Consider the following 21,074-nt stretch of genomic DNA (forward strand, 5'->3'; position numbering starts at 1 on the left):
GTAATGTTATCATATAATTAATTATCAGAAAGGAGTTAATATGTTCAAAGGCAATTATAATAAAAGAAAGATTTTTATATTAATAAATCAATTATTGATAGTATTATTTCTAATTTATGAATTTTTTAATGATAAAAATATTAAAAGTATTTCCATTTTCACTCTTTTACTTGTATCTATTATAGTTGTTGATATAATGTACATTGAATTAATTAATTTGAAACAAAATAGAGTGCTTGTACAATTTACAAACTTGCTTGTTTTGATTTCTTGGTACTTTTTATTTTTACTTGATAACAATAAAATATCTTCTGAATTAATTTTTTTTCTAAGTCCCATTATTGTTTTTGAAAGTGTAAGATTCTTATTTGTATTTTTCTTTCAAGATTACAAATACAACTACCAGAAAAGCTTAGAATTTATATTGAAACTTATGTGTGTTTTGACAGTCGTTTCAAAATTTATTGATAATCATCTGTTTGCACTACTTTATTTATTACAAATAATTATAAGTTTTATAAGCTTTATATTCTTAATCATCTTATATAAAAAGACTGTGATACTTGTTTTAAAGTGTGAGAAAAGAAATTTTATATATTCAGCTATTTTATTATTTATATTTCTTGTATATGCTATAGTTTTTGCTAAAAAACAGGAATATGTTGAGAATCTAGGAATGTATTTAATTGTATCATTAGCCATATTTAGTATCCATAATATTGCTATAAAGGATAAGAGTGATATAAAACAAACTACTATGCTAAATGGTAAAAAAAGATTGATTTTTATTTCTCTAATAAGTGTATTTTTTGTTGGAATTGGAAAACTATTAGACCTTAATATAATTACATGTTTTATAATAATACATTGTATATTTTGGTTTACTTTACTTTATTTTATTTTAATTTGCACAAATATTGATGATATCATCTGCAATAAAAATTCAGTAGAAAAATTTAATGTACAAGAAAGTAATTTAATAAATAATCTAATGCAGATATATAATGAGGAAGAACTTAAAAAGGATTTTTCCAATTATTTACATGACGAAATATTACAAGATTTACTGTCAATTAAAAATATGATGAAAAAATCTGAAAAGCCAGATGTCAAATATATAATCGTAAGTACATTAGAAAAATTAAATTTATCTATTCGTGACCAAATGCAAAATTATCATCCAATATTATTAAAAACACTTACATTAAAAGAAAATATAGAAAATATGTTTGTTATGATTAGAGGTAATTATTTATCTAAAAATATAGAAATTTGTTTTACATGTGAAGATAATATATTTTTGGCTGAGCCATATAATTTTATTATATACCGTATATTAAAAGAGTTAGTAACAAATGCTTTTAAACATTCAAATTGTTCTAAAATCGAAATTTCACTAATTCAAAAAAATAAAGATATAATTCTTTCGGTATTAGATAATGGAGTAGGAGTGGAAAGTGAATATGATTTAATAAGACATCAAAATAATGGGCTATCATCTATTCAAGAACAATTACATAGGTTAAATGGCGTTCTTAATATTGATAAGACAGCTTCTGGATTGAATATTAGTGTAAAAATTCCTATGGAAGGAGAGAACTATTATAAATATTTTATTAATAGATGACCATGTGTTATTTGCAAAAAGCTTAGAAATTGCATTGGAAGATTATACTGAAATAGAAAAATTTATTTATATTAAAGATATTTCCCAGGTAATTTCAATAATTAAAAATGAAAAACCCGATATAATTCTTATTGATATTAATTTAGGAAAGATTGATAATGATGGGTTGTCTCTAGCAAAAGACATTATAAGAATGATACCTAAAGTAAATATAGTCATGTTAACGGGTTATGATTTACCTGTATATAAGTATGAAGCTCAAAAAATGGGTACTAAAGGCTTTATAAATAAAAATATCGAGCCAGATAAATTTATTGAAATATTAAATCAGATTCAAAATGGATATAATTATTTTCCAGATGAAATAAAATATATTGAAGAGCTAACGGATAGAGAAAAATTAATATTGCAATTTCTATATAATGGAGTTAAGAGAAAAGATATAGCAAGTCAATTATATTTAAGTGAGCGAACAGTGTCTAATCATATCCAAAATATTTTTGATAAACTAAATGTATCTTCTTCATTAGAAGCTGTCACAAAGGGAGTTCAGCTTGGATATATTAAACTCAATATGCAATAAGAAAAGTTTGTAATTTAGTAAAGGTATTTGATTGTCAATTTTTATCTAATATAATAATTAAATTTAAATAGAAGTTTTTATCTTTTAAAATATATATAAAAAGGCTATCTAAAATAAAATTTTAAGATAGCCTTTTTGTTAACATATTTTCATAAATCCAATAATTAGTAAAATCAAACCACTTAACCAAGATAAATTTAGATTTATATTTTTAACAAATACATTTCCTAGTAAACAACCAAATGATACTGCTATTACATTTGAAATTAGAGAAAACAAGATAACTTGTATATAATTTACACCTACAAGACCACTCCCAAATCCAATAGCTAATCCATCTAAGCTTAAAGCAAGTGCAAGTGTAAATGCTTCAGCAGATTTAAGACTTTTAGATTTATTTGTATCTAAAGTATCAGGTTCAACACTGACATTAAAATTTAATTTAAGGTCTAGCATATTAAATTTGTAATCTTTTGAATGTATGGATTTTTTCTTAAAATAAGATTTAAAGAAACTCTCAACTAATCGAGCACTTCCTAATAAAAATAAAATTAAAAAACATATTAACATTGTTATATTTTGAGGTAAGAAGTCTCTGGCTATTGTACCTGCAAAAAGTGAAATTGCCAAAATTGCTGAACAAACCACACTAATAATTATATTCGAATATAAAGGAACTTTAACTTTATTTACGCCATATCCAAAACTTGTTACGAAGGCATCTATACAAAGAGAAGTCACTAATAAAATTGATTCAATCACAGTAGATTAACATCCTTTCTCTTAAATTTTGTACTTATATATTTATAGTATTGTAAAAAGAGATAAATTGTTACAGATAAACCAATAGAGTGTTGATAAAATTTCAACATTTTGCAACACCTAAAAAACAAAAAACTCATATTATATAATATAAAACCAAACATAATAAAGCAGGTGAAAATAATGGAGCAACATAGTGAGGTTGAGAATTTTGGTAATCTATTGAAGACGTTATTAAAAGAAAAGTCAACATCAATGGGAGAATTGAGCAAAAAAAGCGGAATTGATAAATCTACTATATCTCGAATAGCAAATAATAAACAAAAACCAAATATAAATCACCTAGAAAAGATTGCAATACACTTAAATGTAAACTTAGAAGAGCTATTAAAAGCATCAGGATATGAATTTAAAAACAGTAATAATAAACAAATTTTTAATATAGATAGCGATTTTAGTAACTTTGATGATGTACTAGGATTTGCAAATTTAATTAATGATAAAAATTTCAACGGAAATATTGAGAAAGAGTTAAGTAAATGTAAGTTATATGTTCAAACAGATGAAGGGAAAAAATTACTTTTTGATAATTTTAGTAAAAAAATAGATTCCATAGAAAAACAAGGTCAATTTACAGATAGGCTGAGAGATATGTATGCTGAATTTTGTACAGGAAAATTAGGAATAAAGAAATATTTATTAATTGGAAGTATGTTGCTTTACTTTGTTATATCAACAGATGTTATTCCAGACTTTGTATTCCCAATAGGATTTATGGATGACTTAGTAGCATTAAATATGGTTACAAAACTACTTAGAAAAGATAAGTAGTTTTGTAATTATACTACTTTAATGAAGATGACAAGCAAAGGTGTTGAGTATAGATAAATTTTACTGTTCATCTAATGAGAAATAACTTGAAAATTTTAAAATAAACAATTTAATATATATTTTGTATGTATTTAAGTATATAAAATAAAATAATATCCAAACTAATACAAAATAGTGATAATTTTTTTGTACTGGAGGATATTTATGAATTGCAAATGGATATCTAAAATAGATGAAAGAAAAAAATGTCATAGAGAAGCAGATTCTTCTGGATATTGTATTTTTCATAAAGAAAATAAATCTAGTGAAGATATAAAACTAATGATGGACAATATATATAAGGAAGAAATAAATGAATTTAATGGCTTTATATTTGAAAATAAATTTAATGCAGAAGAAATATTAACTTATGACTATAAATTATTAAATTTTTCTGAAACAATATTTAAACAAGAAGCAAATTTTAGAAAATATCTTTTTAAAAAAAATGTTATTTTTAATTATACAGATTTTAGGGGTCAGGTATTTTTTAATGCTTGTGTATTTTTAGAAAATTGTGATTTTAATAAAACAAAGTTTAATAAGGTATATATAAATGATAAGATATTTGAAAAAGTAAAATTTAAAGGGCCTGATTTAGTAGTTAATAAGGTAGAAAATTTTCCAAGAATGGATGGAATAATTTTTAGTATGTGTACAAAATTTATACTTAAAAATGTGGAGTATGGAAAAAGTGAATGCAAGCATGGAAAAATAAATTATAGAATAGCTAGAAATCAAGCTACAAAAATTGGAGATTATGAGATGATAGGACCTTATTATTATAAGGAAAGAATTTATAGTAGTAAAATGATAAAACGCTCTGATTATCCAACTCTCAGCAGTTATTTAGTTGAAAAGTTTTTTGACCAAATAGCGCACTATACTACAGGTTATGGAGAAAAACCGTGGAATATATTATTTGTGATTATAGCTATAATAAGTAGTTTTGCCCTATTATATCTATTTGTAGGTATAGAAAGTTCAAACAGTACAATTATAACTCTAAATATAAATAACTTAGGTAATTATTCAGCAAGTGAAATTTTTAAAACGTATATAGATTTGTGGTATTTTAGTATGGCTACATTTAGTACAGTAGGATACGGAGATATGGTTGCTACAAGTTTGATTGGTAAAGCTTTAGCAGGTATAGAAGTATTTTTAGGAGTTACAATAGGAGCAATTTGGGCATCTGTGATTATTAAGAGAATGATAAGATAATATCTGTGTAAATATGGATAGGTATTAATTACTAGATATAAATTGGACTAAAGAGGGAAAATTTAAATATAAATATACTTAATAATCCAAGAAGGTGAAAAAATTGAAAAACGGAATAAAAAAAATTTTAACATTAACTCTGATTCTAGCATTTATAATACCAAATTATTCATATGCTGATGAAAAATCCGTAGACAAATACTCAAAAACATCTATACTTATAGACCAAGAAACAGGTAGAGTCTTGTATGGTAAAGAACCTGATATGAAGGTACCTTTAGCAAGCTTAAGTAAGATGATGACTTTTTTGCTTGCAATAGAGGCTATTGAAAATAAAGAAGTAAAAGAAACTGACATAATAAAGATAGACAAGTCCATTGCTTCAGTGAAAGGTTCAAGCTATAAACTAAAAGTTGGTGAAGAAGTGCCACTTATAGAACTTATGAGAGGTCTTATGATTGTATCAGGAAATGATGCCGCAATTGCTATAGCAAAACATATTTGCAAATCTAAAGAAGCATTTGTAGATAGGATGAACAAAAAAGCAAAAGAAATAGGAATGACTAATACCCATTTTTTAAATCCAAATGGTCTTCCAATATATGATTTAAGTAATCCAAAAAAACCAGCAAAAGAAAATATATCTACTGCAAGAGATATATCTATTCTTGGAAAATACATGTTTGACCATTATGAAAAGCAAGTAACAGCTATAACTGATATGGAAACCTATACAAACTCAGATAGAAGCTTTGAAAAAAGCAATACAAATGCACTATTGAGAATTATACCTGAAGTTGATGGTATAAAAACAGGGTACACTGGGAATGCTGGTTATTGTTTATCATTTTCTATGATTGTTAATAAGAATGATAAAAATGAGAAAAAACGTAGAGTAATAGGCGTTGTATTAGGTGCTAATCATAAAGATAAAAGAATATCTTCTTCTTTGGCCATGTTAAAATATGGAAAAGAGAATTTTAATATGAAAAAAGTAATTGATAAAGATAGCTTTATTGGTAAGAGATATATAAAAGGAATGAAAGAATTAGAGGTTGCTTTAAAAGCCAAAAATGAACTTTATACAATATTAAAAAATGATGAAAATATAAAATCCGAAGTAAAGATTAAAAATATGGAATATCCTGTTAAAAAAGGTGATACTATGGGTACTATAAAATATTACACTAGCTCAGGTGATTTACTTGGAAGTGTAGATATAGTCAGTGATAATAGTGTTGATAATATACCATTAAAAACAAAATTAAAAATGAAATTTGCAAATTAAATTCAAAAAAATGGTATAAAATATACAAAAAAATATAAAAATAGAAAATATGGAAAAAATATTGTTATTTTTTCACCTCTATGATATACTACTAGAGGTGAAAAAATAAAATAAATCACACACAGCATTGGGATCCTTAAAAGGTGCCTATTACATGGTTTTTTAGGGAGAAGATCAAGCTGGAGGTATAAAACCAGGAGGTAAATATGTCAGTAATATCAATGAAACAATTATTAGAAGCAGGTGTTCACTTCGGTCACCAAACAAGAAGATGGAACCCTAAAATGGCTAAGTATATATTCACAGAAAGAAATGGAATATATATAATCGACTTACAAAAAACAGTTAAAAAAGTTGAAGAAGCTTACAAGTTCACTAAAGAAGTAGCTGAAACAGGAAAGCCAATCTTATTCGTAGGAACTAAGAAACAAGCTCAAGATGCGATAAAAGATGAAGCTGAAAGATGCGGAATGTACTTTGTTAATGAAAGATGGTTAGGTGGAATGTTAACAAACCACAAAACTATAAAAACTAGAATAAATAAATTAAGAGAATTAGAAAAAATGGAAGAAGAAGGCGTATTTAACGTTCTTCCTAAAAAAGAAGTTATAAAATTAAGAGCTGAAAAAGAAAAACTAGAAAAGTACTTAGGTGGAATAAAAGACATGCCTGAATTACCAGGTGCAATGTTCGTAGTTGACCCAAGAAAAGAAAACATAGCTATTCAAGAAGCTCACAGATTAGGTATACCAGTAGTTGGTATAGTTGATACAAACTGTGATCCAGAACAATTAGACTTTGCTATACCAGGAAATGATGATGCAATAAGAGCCGTAAAATTAATAACTGGTGCTATGGCAACAGCTGTAATTGAAGGTAGACAAGGTGCTGAAGAAGAAGTAGCTGAAGACCAAGAATAATAATTTGACAATTAAATGGTAAGGGTTGCCCTTACCATTTATAATATGGAATAGAATAAGTAGGAGGAAACTTAAAAAATGGCTAATATAACTGCTCAAATGGTAAAAGAGTTAAGAGAAAGTACAGGCGCAGGAATGATGGACTGCAAGAAAGCTTTACAAGAAGCTGAAGGAAATATGGAAAAAGCAGTAGATTTATTAAGAGAAAAAGGATTATCAAAAGCTGCTAAAAAAGCTGGTAGAGTTGCTGCTGAAGGTCTAGTTGCAATAGAAATGAACGATGATAACACAGTTGCTTCTATGGTAGAAGTTAACTCAGAAACAGATTTCGTTGCTAAAAATGAAGACTTCAAAGTGTTCGTTAAAGATGCTGCTTGTATGGCATTAGCTACTGATAAAGAAGATATCGCTTCTTTATTAGGTGAAACTCATAGAGAAGGAATAACTTTACAAGAAGTTTTAAATAATAGAGTTGCAAAAATAGGTGAAAAATTAGACTTTAGAAGATTTGCTAAAGTTGTAACTAATGGACAAGTTGCTGGATATATCCACGGTGGTGGAAAAATAGGTGTTCTTGTTGAAATGGAAACAGAAGCTAGAGATGCTAAAGTTTTAGAATTAGGTAAAGATGTAGCTATGCAAGTTGCTGCTATGAATCCTAAATACGTTTCAAGAGATGAAGTAGATGCTGAATACATAGCACATGAAACAGAAGTATTAACTCAACAAGCATTAAATGAAGGAAAGCCAGCTAATATAGTTGAAAAAATGGTTAAAGGAAGATTAGAAAAAGAATTAAAAGAGGTTTGTTTATTAGAGCAAACTTTCGTTAAAAATCCAGATATAACTGTTAAACAATTAGTAGCTGATGTTGCTAAAGCAGTAGGTTCTGATATAAAAGTTGTTAAAGTTGTGAGATTCGAAGTTGGTGAAGGTATACAAAAGAGAGAAGAAAACTTTGCAGAAGAAGTTGCTAAGCAACTTAAATAATAACCAAAGAGAGAACACGCAGGTGTTCTCTTTTTTAAAAAATAGAAAAAATGGATATGAAGGATTGAAATAGGAGGTTTCTGATGGATAAACCAATGTACAAAAGGGTATTGTTAAAATTAAGTGGAGAAGCATTAGCGGGAGCAAGAGGTTTTGGTATAAATAATGATGTAGTTAATGATATTGCTATTGCTATTAAAAAAATACAAGAAATAGGTGTTGAAGTGGCTGTAGTTGTAGGTGGCGGAAACTTCTGGAGAGGTAGAACTAGCGAAGGAATGGATAGAACTACTGCTGACTATATAGGTATGTTAGCTACAGTTATGAATGCAATGGCATTACAAGATGCACTAGAAAATATAGACGTTGCTACAAGAGTTCAAACTGCTATAGACATGAGACAAATTGCAGAACCATATATAAGAAGAAGAGCAGTTAGACATTTAGAAAAGGAAAGAGTTGTTATATTTGGTGCAGGAACTGGAAACCCTTACTTTACAACAGATACAACTGCTGCTTTACGTGCTGCTGAAATGGAAGCAGAAGTTATCTTGTTAGCTAAAAATGTTGATGCAGTATATGACAAGGATCCAAAAGTACATGCAGATGCTAAGAAATTTACAGAGTTAAGTCATATGGAAGTTATACAAAAAGAGTTAAAAGTTATGGATTCTACAGCTACATCTTTATGTATGGATAATAAGATTCCAATAAAGGTATTTGAGCTTACAACAGAGAATATAATAAGAGCAGTAAAAGGTGAAAATATAGGAACTACTGTAAAATAATGAAGAATGAAGGAGGAGTAAAATTATGAAACTAGAAATACATAAGCAATTAGAAGAGAAAATGAATGGGACAATTGATGCTTTAAAGTTCGAATTTGGAACTATAAGAGCAGGAAGAGCTAATGCACAAATGTTAGACAAAATAAGAGTTGATTATTATGGAACTCCAACTCCAATAAATCAAATTGGTGCTATATCTGTACCCGAGCCAAGAATATTAATGATATCTCCTTGGGACAAATCTGCTATGCACGAAATAGAAAAAGCTATAGCTAACTCAGATTTAGGATTAAATCCATCAAATGATGGTGAAGTTATAAGACTTTCTGTACCTGCTTTAACAGAAGAAAGAAGAAAAGAATTAGCTAAAAAAGCTAGTAAAGCTTCAGAAGAATTTAAAGTTAGAATAAGAAATGAAAGAAGAGACGCCAATGAAAAAATTAAGAAAATGGAAAAAGGCGGAGAAATAACAGAAGATGAATTAAAGAAAGCACAAGATGAAGTTCAAAAAATGACTGATAAATTTATAAAAGAAATAGATGCATTATTAGCTAAAAAAGAAAAGGATATAATGGAGGTATAATATTGAAAAAATATTATAACCTTTTAGGTCTTCATATAGATGAGGTAAAACAATATTTTGATGAACGAAATGTAGCTTATACCATAAAATCTATTGAAGGTAAAAAGGATAAAGATAAACTTGTAGTTCCTAGAGTTATAAAAATATCTGAGATAGGTGATAGTGTAGAACTAATAATCACATACTTTTCTGACTCCTTAATTTAAGGAGTCAGAACAATATTGGAGGCAAAATATGAATAACAACATCATGTATGACATAGACTTAAATAACATACCTACTCATATTGCTATTATAATGGATGGGAATGGAAGATGGGCAAAATCCAGATTTCTTCCAAGAACTGCAGGACATAAGGCTGGAGTAGAAACTATAAGAGATATAGTTAAAGAATGTTCAAATTTAGGTGTTAAGCACTTGACACTATATGCATTTTCAACAGAAAATTGGAAAAGACCAAAACTTGAAGTTGATACACTTATGAACTTATTATCTACATACTTAAGAAATGAAATAGCTGAACTGCATCAAAACAATGTAAAAGTAACAGCTATAGGAGAGATAAGTGCTTTACCAAAAACTTGTATAAGAGAATTAAATTCAGCTAAGGAAATGACAAAAGACAATACAGGAGTTAACTTAAATTTAGCATTGAACTATGGAAGTAGGGCAGATATAAAAAATGCTCTTATAGATATAGTAAAAAATTGTGAAAGTGGTAAAATAGATATAAACAATATTGATGAAGATATTATAAAAAACTATTTAAGCACAAAGTCTATACCAGATCCAGACTTGGTCATAAGAACAAGTGGAGAACAAAGATTGAGTAACTTTTTACTTTGGGAAGTTGCTTATTCTGAGTTTTACTTTACTGATATACATTGGCCTGATTTCAATAAAGAAGAATTACAAAAGGCTATATATTTATATCAAAAAAGAGATAGAAGATTTGGAGGACTTAAGTAAGGAGATTATTTTATGCTTACAAGAATTATTGCTTCACTAGCTCTGGTTCCATTATTTCTATTTGTTGTATATGGAGGGATACCTCTTTATATAGCTGAGATGGCAATAGTTTATATTGCATTACATGAATTTTATAAAGCATTTAAAATAAAAGATATACATCCAATATTTATTATAGGGTATATATTTTCTATTTATTTAGCTGTAAAAAATATTTTTAACTTACCATTGGAATATACTTATGCAGTGCTTTTCATTTTATTTTTAGCAAGTATAATTTATATGTTGATGGGCAAAAGCAATGTTATAGATGTTTCGATTACATTTTTAGGAGTTTTTTATATAGGAGTATTTTTAGATTTTATAGTTATAACTATAAATAGCTTTGAAAGAGGAAATATCTATGTATGGCTTATATTTGTAATATCTTTTATGACAGATATATTTGCATATTTTAGTGGCTATTTACTTGGCAAACATAAGTTAATTCCTAAAGTGAGTCCTAAAAAGACTGTAGAAGGAGCTATTGGAGGAATAATAGGAAGTACACTTTGTTGTATTTTATTTGGGTATTTATTTGGTATTGATTTGCTTCAATTGGCTATAATAGGAAGCATAGGAAGTATAATAGCTCAATTGGGAGATTTATTTGCATCTTCAATAAAGAGATATGTAGGGATAAAGGATTATGGAAAGATAATACCTGGTCATGGGGGTATATTAGATAGATTCGATAGTGTTATATTAGTAGCGCCCTTTGTATATAATACTATTAAATTTTTTATTAGATAAAGATTGGTTGGTTTTAAAAAGGCAGTCTATAATTGCTAGTAATGAAAATAGCTATGTAACTTTTAAAAAGCAGAAGAATTCTGTGAGTATTTAGTTACATGGCTATTTTCATTTTTTTTATAATTTAGAAAATATTGTAAAAAATCTTTTTTTATTTAATAATTTCGACATTTTTAAATATATTATCTTTTTATAAGCTATATATCTAAATATAACTGATTTATTCTCAATTTATAAATTTTATTTTTATATATAATTAATCAGTAATAAGTATATTATTGATTTTATTTGATAAGTAGGGGTATAATTTAAGTGATATCTCAAAATAAAGGAAAATATTTCCAAAATATGATAAAATAGATTCAAATAGTTAAATTCTCAATAAATAATATATTTTAATTGTTTATTGAAATATATTAGGTACTCCATCTTCAATATCATCAAGTTGATGATGTAATTTAAAGTATACCAGTATAAAAATAACTTTTGAATTAGGTAAGAATTTATTATACATATAAAAATTTTCAGAACTAGAAAATATGATTGGAATTAAAAAAATAATAGAGAAATGTTTATTTCAAAAAGTTAAAGTAATTTAAGGAGGATGGATTAATAGACATGTTAACTAATAATATTATAGACAAATTAACAAATTTAAAGGGAAATTACAATTTTAGAATGATGCTTTCAAGTTTAGAAACTCAGAAAAAGCCATATGGTATTATGTTTATTGGAATTGATGATTTCGAACAGATTAATAACTTATATTCTTATTCATTTGGAGATAGGGTTTTGAAAAAATTTTCTAAATCTATTTTACCTTTTTTACCTGAAAACATAAGTTTATATAGATTAGATGGAAATGGTTTTGGAATTTTGTATCCAAATGGAGATTGTTATGAATTAACAAAACTCTTTAATAGATTTCAAGATATAGCACAATGTATAAAACAGATTAATGGACATGCTATTTCATTCACGATATCAGGAAGTATTTGCTTTTATCCAAAAGATGGTATAGATTGTGATACATTGTATCAAAATGCACGTGTTACATTTGAAAGAGCAAAAAAGCAAGGCAAAAAAACACTAATTGTCTATTCAAAAGATGAGCTAACTTTTTCGCAGTATTCTATACAGTTGATAGAGTATCTAAGAGAAAGTGTCTTAAATAATTTTAAAGGATTTTATTTAAATTATCAACCACTTATTTTTACTAATAGCAAGAAACTGTATGGATGCGAAGTATTACTTCGCTGGAAAAATACTAATTTTGAAATGAAACTTGGACCAACTGAATTTATACCTTTTTTAGAGTCTTCTGGTCTTATGGATAAAGTTAGCCAATGGGTGATTAAAACAGCTTTAAAACAATTAAAAATATGGATAAAGTATATGCCAAATTTCAAGATGAATATAAATGTGTCATATCAGCAGCTTGAAGAACCTAGCTTCAAGTTTTTTATTTTAGATACTATAAAGGAAGAGGGTATATCTCCATCTCTAATTACATTGGAATTAACAGAAAATGATAACATAAAAAAAATAGAAGAAATAAGGAATTCTTTTGACTTTCTTCGCAGTCAAGGTATTAGGATTACATTTGACAGTTTTGGAGCAAAACATTCATCTTTAGAAATTTTTCGTGAGTTAAGTGCTGATTCTTTGAAAATTAATCATACTCTTTTAAATCGTATTACATATGATGTAATAGACCAAAAAATTGTATCTCAAATTATTAATTTATGTCATAGTATGAATATGTCAGTTTATGTTGAAGGAATTGAAAATAAAGAAACTTTAAAAATAATTGAACAGATGAAACCAGAAATATTGCAGGGATTTTATTATAATGAGCCTATAAATGCAAGTGAATTTTATGAGTATTACTTTAAAAAAAATTTTGAGTTTCTTAATTATCAAGAAGATATTATATCAAAAGACATCTCTATAGAAAAAGAAAAAAGTATGGTATATTCTGTATTTACTCCAACACATCCAATGAATATAAAGGAATTGGTTGATAATGCCTATGCAGGCATATTTCAAGTAGGAATGGACCCTGAATTTACTTTTCTTACATGTAATGAAGGCTATAGAAGGATGTTAGGTTATACTGTCAAAGAGATGGAAGAAAAATTTAAAAATCAAGCATTAGGATTTGTCCACCCAGAGGATATAGAATATGTGAATTATGAAATTAGAAGGCAACTTGGAATTAGTGATATAGTCACAATTGAATTTAGGGTAGTAAAATCTGATGGAACTCCTATATGGATACTTGGAACAGGCAATGTAGTAAAAGGTAAGCAGGGTTCTAAAAGTTTAATTGTAGTCATAATAGAAAATGATAGGCTTAAGAAAAGGTCTTTAGAGATGGAAGAATCATATTGGAAATACAGAAGAGTTTTGGATAATATTCCTGCTTGTGTAAAATGTATTCGTTTTGATGAAAATTTTACTTTAGATTATATTTCTCCTAGCTTTGTATCATTGATAGGTTATACAGAAAAAGAAATTAAAAGTAAGTTTGATGGAAAGTATATCAATTTAATTATTGAAGAAGATAGAAAAATTGTACTTGGCGATATGATAAGTCAAGTTAATTCTGAAGATATAGTTACACTTCACTATCGTATTAGATGTAAAGATAATCGTTTAATTTATTTAGAAACAATTTCTAGGTTATGTAAAAGTGATAAAGATGGAAAGAAGTACTTTTATTCAAGTATTGTAGATGTAACAGATGCAACTTGTGAAAAAAGTGATAAAAAATCTAATAGACTGGTCAATCGTTATCAGAGGGCTTTAAAACAGTGGGGTGATGTTTTATTTGAATATAGTTTTAAGTATGATACAATAACATTTTCTGATAATTATTATAGTATATTTGGGATAGAACCAAGAGGAACAATTGATGAACAGTTATCAAATATTTATGAAGAAGATCATAAGATTTTACTTGATGCTTTAGAAGAAGCACATGTTGGTAACAAACCAGAAGAAATAGAGATACGTATACGTTCTAAAGGTGATATACATCTATGGTGTTCTATAGTGTTCAATGAACCTGATAAGATTGGGGATACTACTATATCAATACTAGGGAAAATAAGAAATATTGATGAAGAAAAGAGAGAGTACAATAAGTTAATTGAACAATCTCAAAATGATTTAATGACAGGGTTACTAAATAAAAGTACTACTGAGGAAAAGATAAGACACATGTTGCTATCATGTGATGAAAATAAGAACTATGCTTTATTTATGATTGATGTAGATAATTTTAAGGATGTTAATGATACTATGGGGCATGTATTTGGAGATAAAATTTTAATTGAGTTAGCGAAATGTTTGAAAAGTAACTTTAGGACAACAGATATTGTTGGCCGTGTTGGAGGTGATGAATTTATAGCATTTATGGAGTATAATGGAGAAAAAGAAAGCCTACAAAAAAAAGGTCATGATATATTAAAAAGATTAGATACTACGTTTACATATGATGAGTTAAGTTTTGAAATAAGTGTAAGTATAGGTATTTCTATATATCCAGAAGATGGTAAACAGTTTTATGAGTTATATCATCGTGCAGATGGTGCTTTGTATAGAGCAAAAGAAGAAGGTAAAAATACATATTGTATGTTTTCTATCTAAAAATAAAATCAATATTATCAAGAATTGGGTTTATTTTAGTATACAAATGATGGAACTATTTAAGACAAACACATATAACTACAAAGTATTCTAATCACCTTTAATAAGTGATTAGTTATTATAGATACATTATAATTGAGGTAACTGAAAATGCTTTTAATGAAATATCAGAACCAGTTAATTCAATTTTAGAAAAGGTTAAAGCATTAATAAAAGCTTACTTAAAGAAACCTTTAATCGTGAAAAAGTCTACAGTATTATTAAGTGCATTATTGAAATGTCACATCGTATAGAAGAAAAAGAATTTTTTAATAAATATGTGACTGAAAAATAATATAAATATTGTAAAAGTATAATAAGTACATAGCATGCTAGAAGAATTAAAAAATTTGTAATCAAAATTAGCAATAGATAAAAGCATTAGTAAGGGAGCTAATGCTTTTTCTTAGTGGTTTTATTTATATTAATAATTGTAAGAATAAAATGTTTATATAATAACTAAGTTGATTTCAATTTGATTTTATTAATAATGTAATTATGTTATTTGTACAATGTCCAGTATTCATAACCAAAGATACTTTTTCTTTTACAAAGTTGAATTGAGTTGTTTTTATTTGTCGAATCATACATATTATTAGAAACTTTCATTTTTTTTATTTTATTCTTTACATTTATTTTAAGATAGTAATCGTTCCCAGAGCGAGAAGGATTTATTTCTTTATCAATACTATCATGTAAATTCCAGCAAAACTAAATCTTTCATTATTTGGTGTATTTAAGGTGTTTGTTGATAAAAGTAGAACTAACATAGATAATATACATGTAGTTAGAGGAAATGGTATATGATACTTTCTGAGTTCTTTTGTTTTAGGCATTTCTATTAGCATTTTAGGATATAGCCATAAATACATCATCCAATTGAACAATAATATAAATATATAGATGGAAAATTTGATTTTTACAGGAGTAAATAGAGCAATGATAGCAAGTGTTGTTAGTAAGTAACGAATGATACGAGTAACCTTTTTTTCTTTTTCTATGACAGCTAAAGTCCATCTATTTTTTATAAATTCATTTTCTCTTTTTTCACTCTGCTTCATTTAATTACCCTCTATTAATAGTATAGTTTTTTAATCCATTACTTCGTTTTATTTTAGCATATTTATATAAAATAGTAACATTGATGTTTTTTATTTTTTGGAATGTTATATTAACTTGGGCTAATGATTATGCAAATTTATAATCAGAAGAAATTACTTTTATCATTACTTAAAGCTAATAAATAATAAATATAATTTTATGTAAAGTTTTTTAAGTAGATACAGATTATTTTAAGACATATTTTTGAAAACTTAAAACAGTATAAAGTAAAAAACTATTGACAAGGTGAGCGATTGGTTACTATAATAAAAGTGAGCAATTGCTCACCTTATTTTGCGAAGAGGAGTTAAATTATGAATACAAAGGAAAAAATATTAAATGAATCTATGAAATTATTTTCAGTAAAGGGTTTTGATGCAGTGTCTATAAGAAGTATAGCGGATGCTGTTGGTGTAAGTAATAGTGCCTTGTATAAACATTACCCAAGTAAGCAAGCTATATTTGATGCTATTGTAGAAAAATCTAAGGCACATTTTTTAAAACAGTGTGACTATGCACAAAATTCTATGTGTGTTAACATGGAAAGCTTTGTTCAAATGTGTCTTTCAATGTTTGATTTTCAAATTAACGATGATTGGATTGTGATGTTTCGTAGAGTTCTTCTTATTGAGCAATTCAAAAACGAGAAAATGGCTCAAATTTTTAATGATTTTTTTATTGAATTTCCAATAACTTCTCAGAAACTAACTTTTGAAAAATTAATAGAAGATGGGATAATGATTTCAAAAAATCCAGAAGTACTTGCAATGGAATTATATGCTCCATTTTTTCTATACCACACAGCAAAGTATGATGTAGAAAAATTAATGGAATTATTTAGGATGCATGTTGAATATTTTTACTTAGAAAATTTTAAGGAGGAAGAATAGTATGCACAGTCAATCTCTTATAAATAAGAAAATAGTTAAAAATAATTATAAATTAAAGACAACTCAAAAGAAAGAAAAACAAAAATATGGAAAGGGTAATAGGAAAATCGTAAAAAATTATCTAGGTAAGGTTGTTGCTCTATCTTCACCTGAGTTAATTGGAAAAGAATTAAGAATGTCAGATTTTACAACAAATATTACAAGAGATGAATTGATTGGAGAACTTGAGAAAGTAAAGATTACTGGTATGAGTGGAAATAGTTTTTTTATATCAGAAAAAATCAAAAAGTTTTGTTCATTAGAATTAGACAAGAAGATATTATTGATTAATGCTGTTGAATGTGACCCTGGGCTTGTCCATGATGAATGGATATTGGAAAATAGATATTCAGAGATAGTTCATTCTATTTATTATTTAAAAGAAGCACTTGGTTTGCAAGATGTAATTATGGTATCTAAAAATAAAAGATTAGAAACGGATGGTAGTTTTTCTCTTAAAATAGTTTCATCACGATATCCTATGGGAGAAGAGCATTTCCTTATAAAACAGGTACTTGGTATAAGTTTAGAGAAAAATGAATTTCCAGTAAATAATGGTATTTTAGTATTAAATCTTCAAAGTGTATATCAAATATGTAAAATTATAAATAAATGTTATGATACAGGACGTTTTATTACTATAGCTGACTTATCCAATGGAAGTGCTAGAGTAGCATACGTATATCCAACAGATAATATCTCAAATATTTTAAAAAGTACATTTAAAGAAAATGAAGATAAATTATTATATAAAGGTAATGGAGTAATGTCCTGTTTTGAAGCAACAGAAAAAGATGATTTTTCGTATTTTGGAAATTTTGCTGCATATTCTAAACCATCAAACATAAGCAACAAAAATAAATGTAAAAAATGTGGTGTGTGTACAAGAAAATGTCCTGCAAAAGTCAATATATCAAAAATTGTACAAATGATAGATAATAATTATGATGTTTTATTATCTTCGTATCATCCTGAAAGATGTATACATTGTGGAAGCTGTACATACTATTGTAAAGCATCAAAGAATGTCTCTGAATATGTTATGGAAGATTATCAAATTGATTAATAAATTTAAATATTAAATAGCACCTGATTTTTGATAGGTGCTATTTATTGTTATATGAAAATGAATTTATTTATCAATATTGAGAGAGCATGGTCTTAGCTGATTTTGAATAAGGGATTATTTATCGAAAAAGATGAAAATTTTTCAAAATAGATAAAATATGATAAAATAGATTTTAGAAGAGGTGATAAAATGATTTCATACACTCCATTGTGGAAATTGCTAATTGATAGAAAAATAAAAAAGATGGAATTTGTAAATATATCAGGTATAAGTATTTCTGTTTTAGGTAGATTAGGAAATGATAAGTCTGTTTCTATGGATACAATGGAAAAGATATGTTTAGCACTAGACTGTAAAATAGAAGATGTTGTAGAAATAAAAAAGGATGTTTAATGATGCTAAAATATTTTAATAATATTGTAAAAACACATAAAGAATAGCTAAGGTTTAATTTAATAGATAGAGCTTTACTGGATTAAAAATAAAAGTAACTATATGTGAATAAATTAAAGAGTAATGCTATAATGTAAACTAAATATATTTTTCCAGTAATTATATGAAGTTTTTGTGAATAGTAAAAATAATTGTTTTAGTAGTGTTATAATGTTTTGGTAGGGTATATTTATTATTAGAAAGGATTATCATATGAAAAAAATATCAATTTTAGGTTCTACAGGCTCTATAGGTAAGCAAACTTTAGATGTAGTTAGAGAAAATAGAGACAAGTTTGAAGTAGTTGCAATATCAGCTAATAGTAGTATTGAATTACTACTTGAACAAATTGTAGAATTTAGACCTAAATATGTAACAGTTTTTGAGGAAAGTAAAGCATTAAAATTAAAGGAAATATTGCCACAAAATATAGAGGTAGAAGTTTTAACAGGGATGGAAGGATTAAAAATAATATCATCATTAGATGAAATTGATGTACTTTTAACTGCTGTTGTGGGAATGATAGGATTAGTTCCAACACTTTGCGCTATAAAAAAGGGAATTGACATAGCATTAGCGAATAAAGAGACATTAGTAACTGCTGGTGAGCTTGTAATGGCAGAGGCAAAAAAATATAATGTAAATATTCTTCCTGTTGATAGTGAACATAGTGCTATATTTCAGTGTTTAAATGGAGAGAATAATAAAAATATAGAAAAAATAATACTTACAGCTTCTGGTGGACCGTTCAGAGGAAAGAAAAAAGAAGAACTTTTAAATATAACTAAAAATGAAGCTTTAAAGCATCCAAACTGGAGTATGGGTAGAAAAATAAGCATTGATTCTTCAACGCTTATGAATAAAGGACTAGAAGTAATAGAAGCTAGATGGCTATTTGGAGTAAAACAAGAAAATATAGATGTAGTGGTTCATCCGCAAAGTATAATTCACTCAATGGTACAGTATACAGATAGTTCTATAATTGCACAATTAGGATGTCCAGATATGAGGTTGCCTATACAATATGCTCTTACATATCCAGATAGAATGGAAAGTAATTTTGAAAGAATGAATTTTTCAAAATTTAGTACTTTAACCTTTGAAGAACCAGACTTAGAGACTTTTCCATGTTTAAAATTAGCTTATGAATGTCTAAAGATGGGTGGAACTTATTCTTCTGTTTTAAATTCCGCAAATGAAGTTTTGGTAAGTGAATTTTTAGAGGATAAAATTGGTTTCTATGACATACCATATTACATAGAGAAAACTTTAGAGGTTCATAAAAGCATAAGCAAACCAACGTTAGAACAAATTTTGGAAACAGATAGATGGAGTAGAGCTTATGTTGAAAATCTGATAAAAAAATAGGAAGGTGAATTTATGACTATAATAGCTGCATTAATACTATTTAGTATAATTGTATTAATACATGAATTAGGACATTTTATATTTGCAAAAAGAAGTGGGATTAAGGTAAATGAGTTTTCTATAGGTATGGGACCTAAGATATATAGTGTAAAAAAAGATACAGAGTATTCCATAAGAGCTCTTCCAATTGGTGGATATGTAAGTATGGAGGGTGAAGACGAAGAACAAATAAGTCCAAATTCTTTTGGAAATAAATCTATATTACAAAGATTTAGTACTATTGTAGCAGGACCAATATTTAATATAATATTGGCAGCAGTACTTTTAGTACCAGTGTTTTTGTATATAGGTTCTCCAACTACTACACTTGGGAAAATAATGCCCAATACTCCTGCACAAACAGTAGGACTTCAAGAAGGAGATAAGATAAATAAAATAAATGGTAATTCTGTTAAGACTTGGGATGAAGTTGCAAATATGATAAATACTTCTTCTGGTGGAGAATTGAAGCTTAGTATAACTAGGGATGGAAGCGATAAAGTTGTAAATGTAACTCCTAAGGATAACAATGGAAAGTATGAAATAGGAATTCAGCCACAAAGAGAAAAAGATTTCTTTGGCTCAATAGTGAATGCATGTAAAACTACTGTGGATATGACAAAACAGATGTTAACATTCTTAGGTCAAATGGTTACAGGACGTGTACCAGGAGGAATTGGTAATGCTGTTGCAGGACCAGTAGGCGTTATTGGTATGGTATCAGACGCAGCTCAAACAGGTATTATAAATGTAGTATATTTGGCAGCTGTAATAAGTTTAAATTTAGGTATAGTAAACTTACTACCAATACCAGCTCTTGATGGTTGGAGAATACTTATGTTATTATTAGAAGCTGTTAGAGGTGGTAAAAAACTTGACCCAAATAAAGAAGGTATGATAAATGTAGTTGGATTTGGCGCCTTAATGTTATTTATGCTTTTTATAACATATAAAGATATATTAAGGTTATTTCAATAATTATAAAGTTTAAAAAAGGCTATGTAGTTTTAAGTGAGAATAGATTAGTTTTAAAAGATTAAATTTATT

Annotated in this window: 20 protein-coding genes; 18 read left to right on the plus strand and 2 right to left on the minus strand. The window is 27.1% G+C overall.

Annotated elements, in window-relative coordinates; translation table 11 throughout:
• Positions 1 to 40: 40 nt before the first annotated feature.
• Together KGF48_RS14170 and KGF48_RS14175 are read left to right on the plus strand one after the other, a co-directional pair.
• Positions 41 to 1,627 (plus strand): ATP-binding protein, encoded by a 1,587-nt coding sequence (locus KGF48_RS14170; protein WP_227868169.1) that lies wholly within the window; start codon positions 41 to 43, stop codon positions 1,625 to 1,627.
• A gap of 4 nt (positions 1,628 to 1,631) precedes the next feature.
• Entirely contained in the window at positions 1,632 to 2,210 is a 579-nt protein-coding gene (locus tag KGF48_RS14175) for a response regulator transcription factor (RefSeq protein ID WP_304521140.1), read from the plus strand.
• Between the two features lie 138 nt (positions 2,211 to 2,348).
• Here KGF48_RS14175 and ytaF read toward each other — a convergent pair whose 3' ends face one another.
• Entirely contained in the window at positions 2,349 to 2,972 is a 624-nt protein-coding gene (ytaF, locus tag KGF48_RS14180; protein WP_227840975.1) for a sporulation membrane protein YtaF, read from the minus strand.
• Between the two features lie 183 nt (positions 2,973 to 3,155).
• Between ytaF and KGF48_RS14185 the strand changes: the two genes are divergently transcribed.
• The 11 genes from KGF48_RS14185 (at position 3,156) to KGF48_RS14235 (ending at position 15,050) form a co-directional block, all read left to right on the plus strand.
• Entirely contained in the window at positions 3,156 to 3,803 is a 648-nt protein-coding gene (locus KGF48_RS14185) for a helix-turn-helix domain-containing protein (RefSeq protein WP_227829508.1), read from the plus strand.
• 204 nt (positions 3,804 to 4,007) lie between these two features.
• Positions 4,008 to 5,066 carry a potassium channel family protein gene (locus tag KGF48_RS14190; RefSeq protein WP_227840976.1) on the plus strand — a complete coding sequence of 353 codons (1,059 nt, stop codon included), beginning with the start codon at positions 4,008 to 4,010 and terminating at the stop codon, positions 5,064 to 5,066.
• Between the two features lie 103 nt (positions 5,067 to 5,169).
• Positions 5,170 to 6,354, plus strand: a complete 1,185-nt coding sequence (locus KGF48_RS14195) for a D-alanyl-D-alanine carboxypeptidase family protein (RefSeq protein ID WP_227868170.1) — start codon at positions 5,170 to 5,172, stop codon at positions 6,352 to 6,354.
• A gap of 206 nt (positions 6,355 to 6,560) precedes the next feature.
• Positions 6,561 to 7,274 carry a 30S ribosomal protein S2 gene (gene rpsB / locus KGF48_RS14200; protein ID WP_003424537.1) on the plus strand — a complete coding sequence of 238 codons (714 nt, stop codon included), beginning with the start codon at positions 6,561 to 6,563 and terminating at the stop codon, positions 7,272 to 7,274.
• Between the two features lie 78 nt (positions 7,275 to 7,352).
• Positions 7,353 to 8,264 carry a translation elongation factor Ts gene (gene tsf / locus KGF48_RS14205; RefSeq protein WP_021384993.1) on the plus strand — a complete coding sequence of 304 codons (912 nt, stop codon included), beginning with the start codon at positions 7,353 to 7,355 and terminating at the stop codon, positions 8,262 to 8,264.
• 83 nt (positions 8,265 to 8,347) lie between these two features.
• Entirely contained in the window at positions 8,348 to 9,052 is a 705-nt protein-coding gene (gene pyrH / locus KGF48_RS14210; RefSeq protein WP_227829506.1) for a UMP kinase, read from the plus strand.
• A gap of 25 nt (positions 9,053 to 9,077) precedes the next feature.
• Positions 9,078 to 9,635: a ribosome recycling factor gene (frr, locus tag KGF48_RS14215; RefSeq protein WP_227829505.1), complete on the plus strand. Its 558-nt coding sequence runs from the start codon at positions 9,078 to 9,080 to the stop codon at positions 9,633 to 9,635.
• A gap of 2 nt (positions 9,636 to 9,637) precedes the next feature.
• The gene (locus KGF48_RS14220) at positions 9,638 to 9,841 is read left to right on the plus strand and encodes a hypothetical protein (protein ID WP_227829504.1); all 204 of its coding nucleotides are present in this window, start codon (positions 9,638 to 9,640) and stop codon (positions 9,839 to 9,841) included.
• Positions 9,842 to 9,869: 28 nt separating this feature from the next.
• A complete protein-coding gene (locus KGF48_RS14225; protein ID WP_227434789.1) occupies positions 9,870 to 10,604 on the plus strand; it encodes an isoprenyl transferase in 735 nt (244 codons plus the stop codon).
• Between the two features lie 12 nt (positions 10,605 to 10,616).
• Positions 10,617 to 11,396, plus strand: a complete 780-nt coding sequence (locus KGF48_RS14230; RefSeq protein WP_227434788.1) for a phosphatidate cytidylyltransferase — start codon at positions 10,617 to 10,619, stop codon at positions 11,394 to 11,396.
• 618 nt (positions 11,397 to 12,014) lie between these two features.
• Positions 12,015 to 15,050, plus strand: a complete 3,036-nt coding sequence (locus KGF48_RS14235; protein ID WP_227868171.1) for a diguanylate cyclase domain-containing protein — start codon at positions 12,015 to 12,017, stop codon at positions 15,048 to 15,050.
• A gap of 710 nt (positions 15,051 to 15,760) precedes the next feature.
• On the opposite strand, the gene KGF48_RS14240 is transcribed toward KGF48_RS14235, so the two are convergent.
• A complete protein-coding gene (locus KGF48_RS14240; RefSeq protein ID WP_227830422.1) occupies positions 15,761 to 16,150 on the minus strand; it encodes a hypothetical protein in 390 nt (129 codons plus the stop codon).
• 354 nt (positions 16,151 to 16,504) lie between these two features.
• Between KGF48_RS14240 and KGF48_RS14245 the strand changes: the two genes are divergently transcribed.
• From KGF48_RS14245 to rseP, 5 genes are all read left to right on the plus strand, one after another.
• A complete protein-coding gene (locus KGF48_RS14245; protein ID WP_227841580.1) occupies positions 16,505 to 17,080 on the plus strand; it encodes a TetR/AcrR family transcriptional regulator in 576 nt (191 codons plus the stop codon).
• Position 17,081: 1 nt separating this feature from the next.
• Positions 17,082 to 18,185 (plus strand): 4Fe-4S dicluster domain-containing protein, encoded by a 1,104-nt coding sequence (locus KGF48_RS14250; protein WP_227841581.1) that lies wholly within the window; start codon positions 17,082 to 17,084, stop codon positions 18,183 to 18,185.
• A 192-nt stretch (positions 18,186 to 18,377) separates the two neighbouring features.
• Positions 18,378 to 18,581 (plus strand): helix-turn-helix domain-containing protein, encoded by a 204-nt coding sequence (locus tag KGF48_RS14255; protein ID WP_227830419.1) that lies wholly within the window; start codon positions 18,378 to 18,380, stop codon positions 18,579 to 18,581.
• A 252-nt stretch (positions 18,582 to 18,833) separates the two neighbouring features.
• Positions 18,834 to 19,988: a 1-deoxy-D-xylulose-5-phosphate reductoisomerase gene (locus tag KGF48_RS14260; protein ID WP_227841582.1), complete on the plus strand. Its 1,155-nt coding sequence runs from the start codon at positions 18,834 to 18,836 to the stop codon at positions 19,986 to 19,988.
• 12 nt (positions 19,989 to 20,000) lie between these two features.
• Positions 20,001 to 21,005, plus strand: a complete 1,005-nt coding sequence (rseP, locus tag KGF48_RS14265) for an RIP metalloprotease RseP (RefSeq protein ID WP_227830417.1) — start codon at positions 20,001 to 20,003, stop codon at positions 21,003 to 21,005.
• Positions 21,006 to 21,074: the final 69 nt, after the last annotated feature.

Origin of the sequence: Clostridioides sp. ZZV15-6388, assembly GCF_020657755.1 — a bacterium.
GTDB lineage: Bacteria > Bacillota > Clostridia > Peptostreptococcales > Peptostreptococcaceae > Clostridioides.

What these genes read in the sequence shown, in the direction of transcription:
- KGF48_RS14190 (WP_227840976.1), top strand. Translation starts at nt 4,008, where the DNA reads ATGAATTGCAAATGGATATCTAAAATAGATGAAAGAAAAAAATGTCAT.
- KGF48_RS14230 (WP_227434788.1), top strand. Translation starts at nt 10,617, where the DNA reads ATGCTTACAAGAATTATTGCTTCACTAGCTCTGGTTCCATTATTTCTA.
- KGF48_RS14185 (WP_227829508.1), top strand. Translation starts at nt 3,156, where the DNA reads ATGGAGCAACATAGTGAGGTTGAGAATTTTGGTAATCTATTGAAGACG.
- KGF48_RS14240 (WP_227830422.1), bottom strand. Translation starts at nt 16,150, where the DNA reads ATGAAGCAGAGTGAAAAAAGAGAAAATGAATTTATAAAAAATAGATGG.
- rpsB (WP_003424537.1), top strand. Translation starts at nt 6,561, where the DNA reads ATGTCAGTAATATCAATGAAACAATTATTAGAAGCAGGTGTTCACTTC.
- KGF48_RS14170 (WP_227868169.1), top strand. Translation starts at nt 41, where the DNA reads ATGTTCAAAGGCAATTATAATAAAAGAAAGATTTTTATATTAATAAAT.
- pyrH (WP_227829506.1), top strand. Translation starts at nt 8,348, where the DNA reads ATGGATAAACCAATGTACAAAAGGGTATTGTTAAAATTAAGTGGAGAA.
- tsf (WP_021384993.1), top strand. Translation starts at nt 7,353, where the DNA reads ATGGCTAATATAACTGCTCAAATGGTAAAAGAGTTAAGAGAAAGTACA.
- KGF48_RS14255 (WP_227830419.1), top strand. Translation starts at nt 18,378, where the DNA reads ATGATTTCATACACTCCATTGTGGAAATTGCTAATTGATAGAAAAATA.
- KGF48_RS14245 (WP_227841580.1), top strand. Translation starts at nt 16,505, where the DNA reads ATGAATACAAAGGAAAAAATATTAAATGAATCTATGAAATTATTTTCA.
- KGF48_RS14235 (WP_227868171.1), top strand. Translation starts at nt 12,015, where the DNA reads ATGTTAACTAATAATATTATAGACAAATTAACAAATTTAAAGGGAAAT.
- frr (WP_227829505.1), top strand. Translation starts at nt 9,078, where the DNA reads ATGAAACTAGAAATACATAAGCAATTAGAAGAGAAAATGAATGGGACA.
- rseP (WP_227830417.1), top strand. Translation starts at nt 20,001, where the DNA reads ATGACTATAATAGCTGCATTAATACTATTTAGTATAATTGTATTAATA.
- KGF48_RS14260 (WP_227841582.1), top strand. Translation starts at nt 18,834, where the DNA reads ATGAAAAAAATATCAATTTTAGGTTCTACAGGCTCTATAGGTAAGCAA.
- KGF48_RS14250 (WP_227841581.1), top strand. Translation starts at nt 17,082, where the DNA reads ATGCACAGTCAATCTCTTATAAATAAGAAAATAGTTAAAAATAATTAT.
- KGF48_RS14225 (WP_227434789.1), top strand. Translation starts at nt 9,870, where the DNA reads ATGAATAACAACATCATGTATGACATAGACTTAAATAACATACCTACT.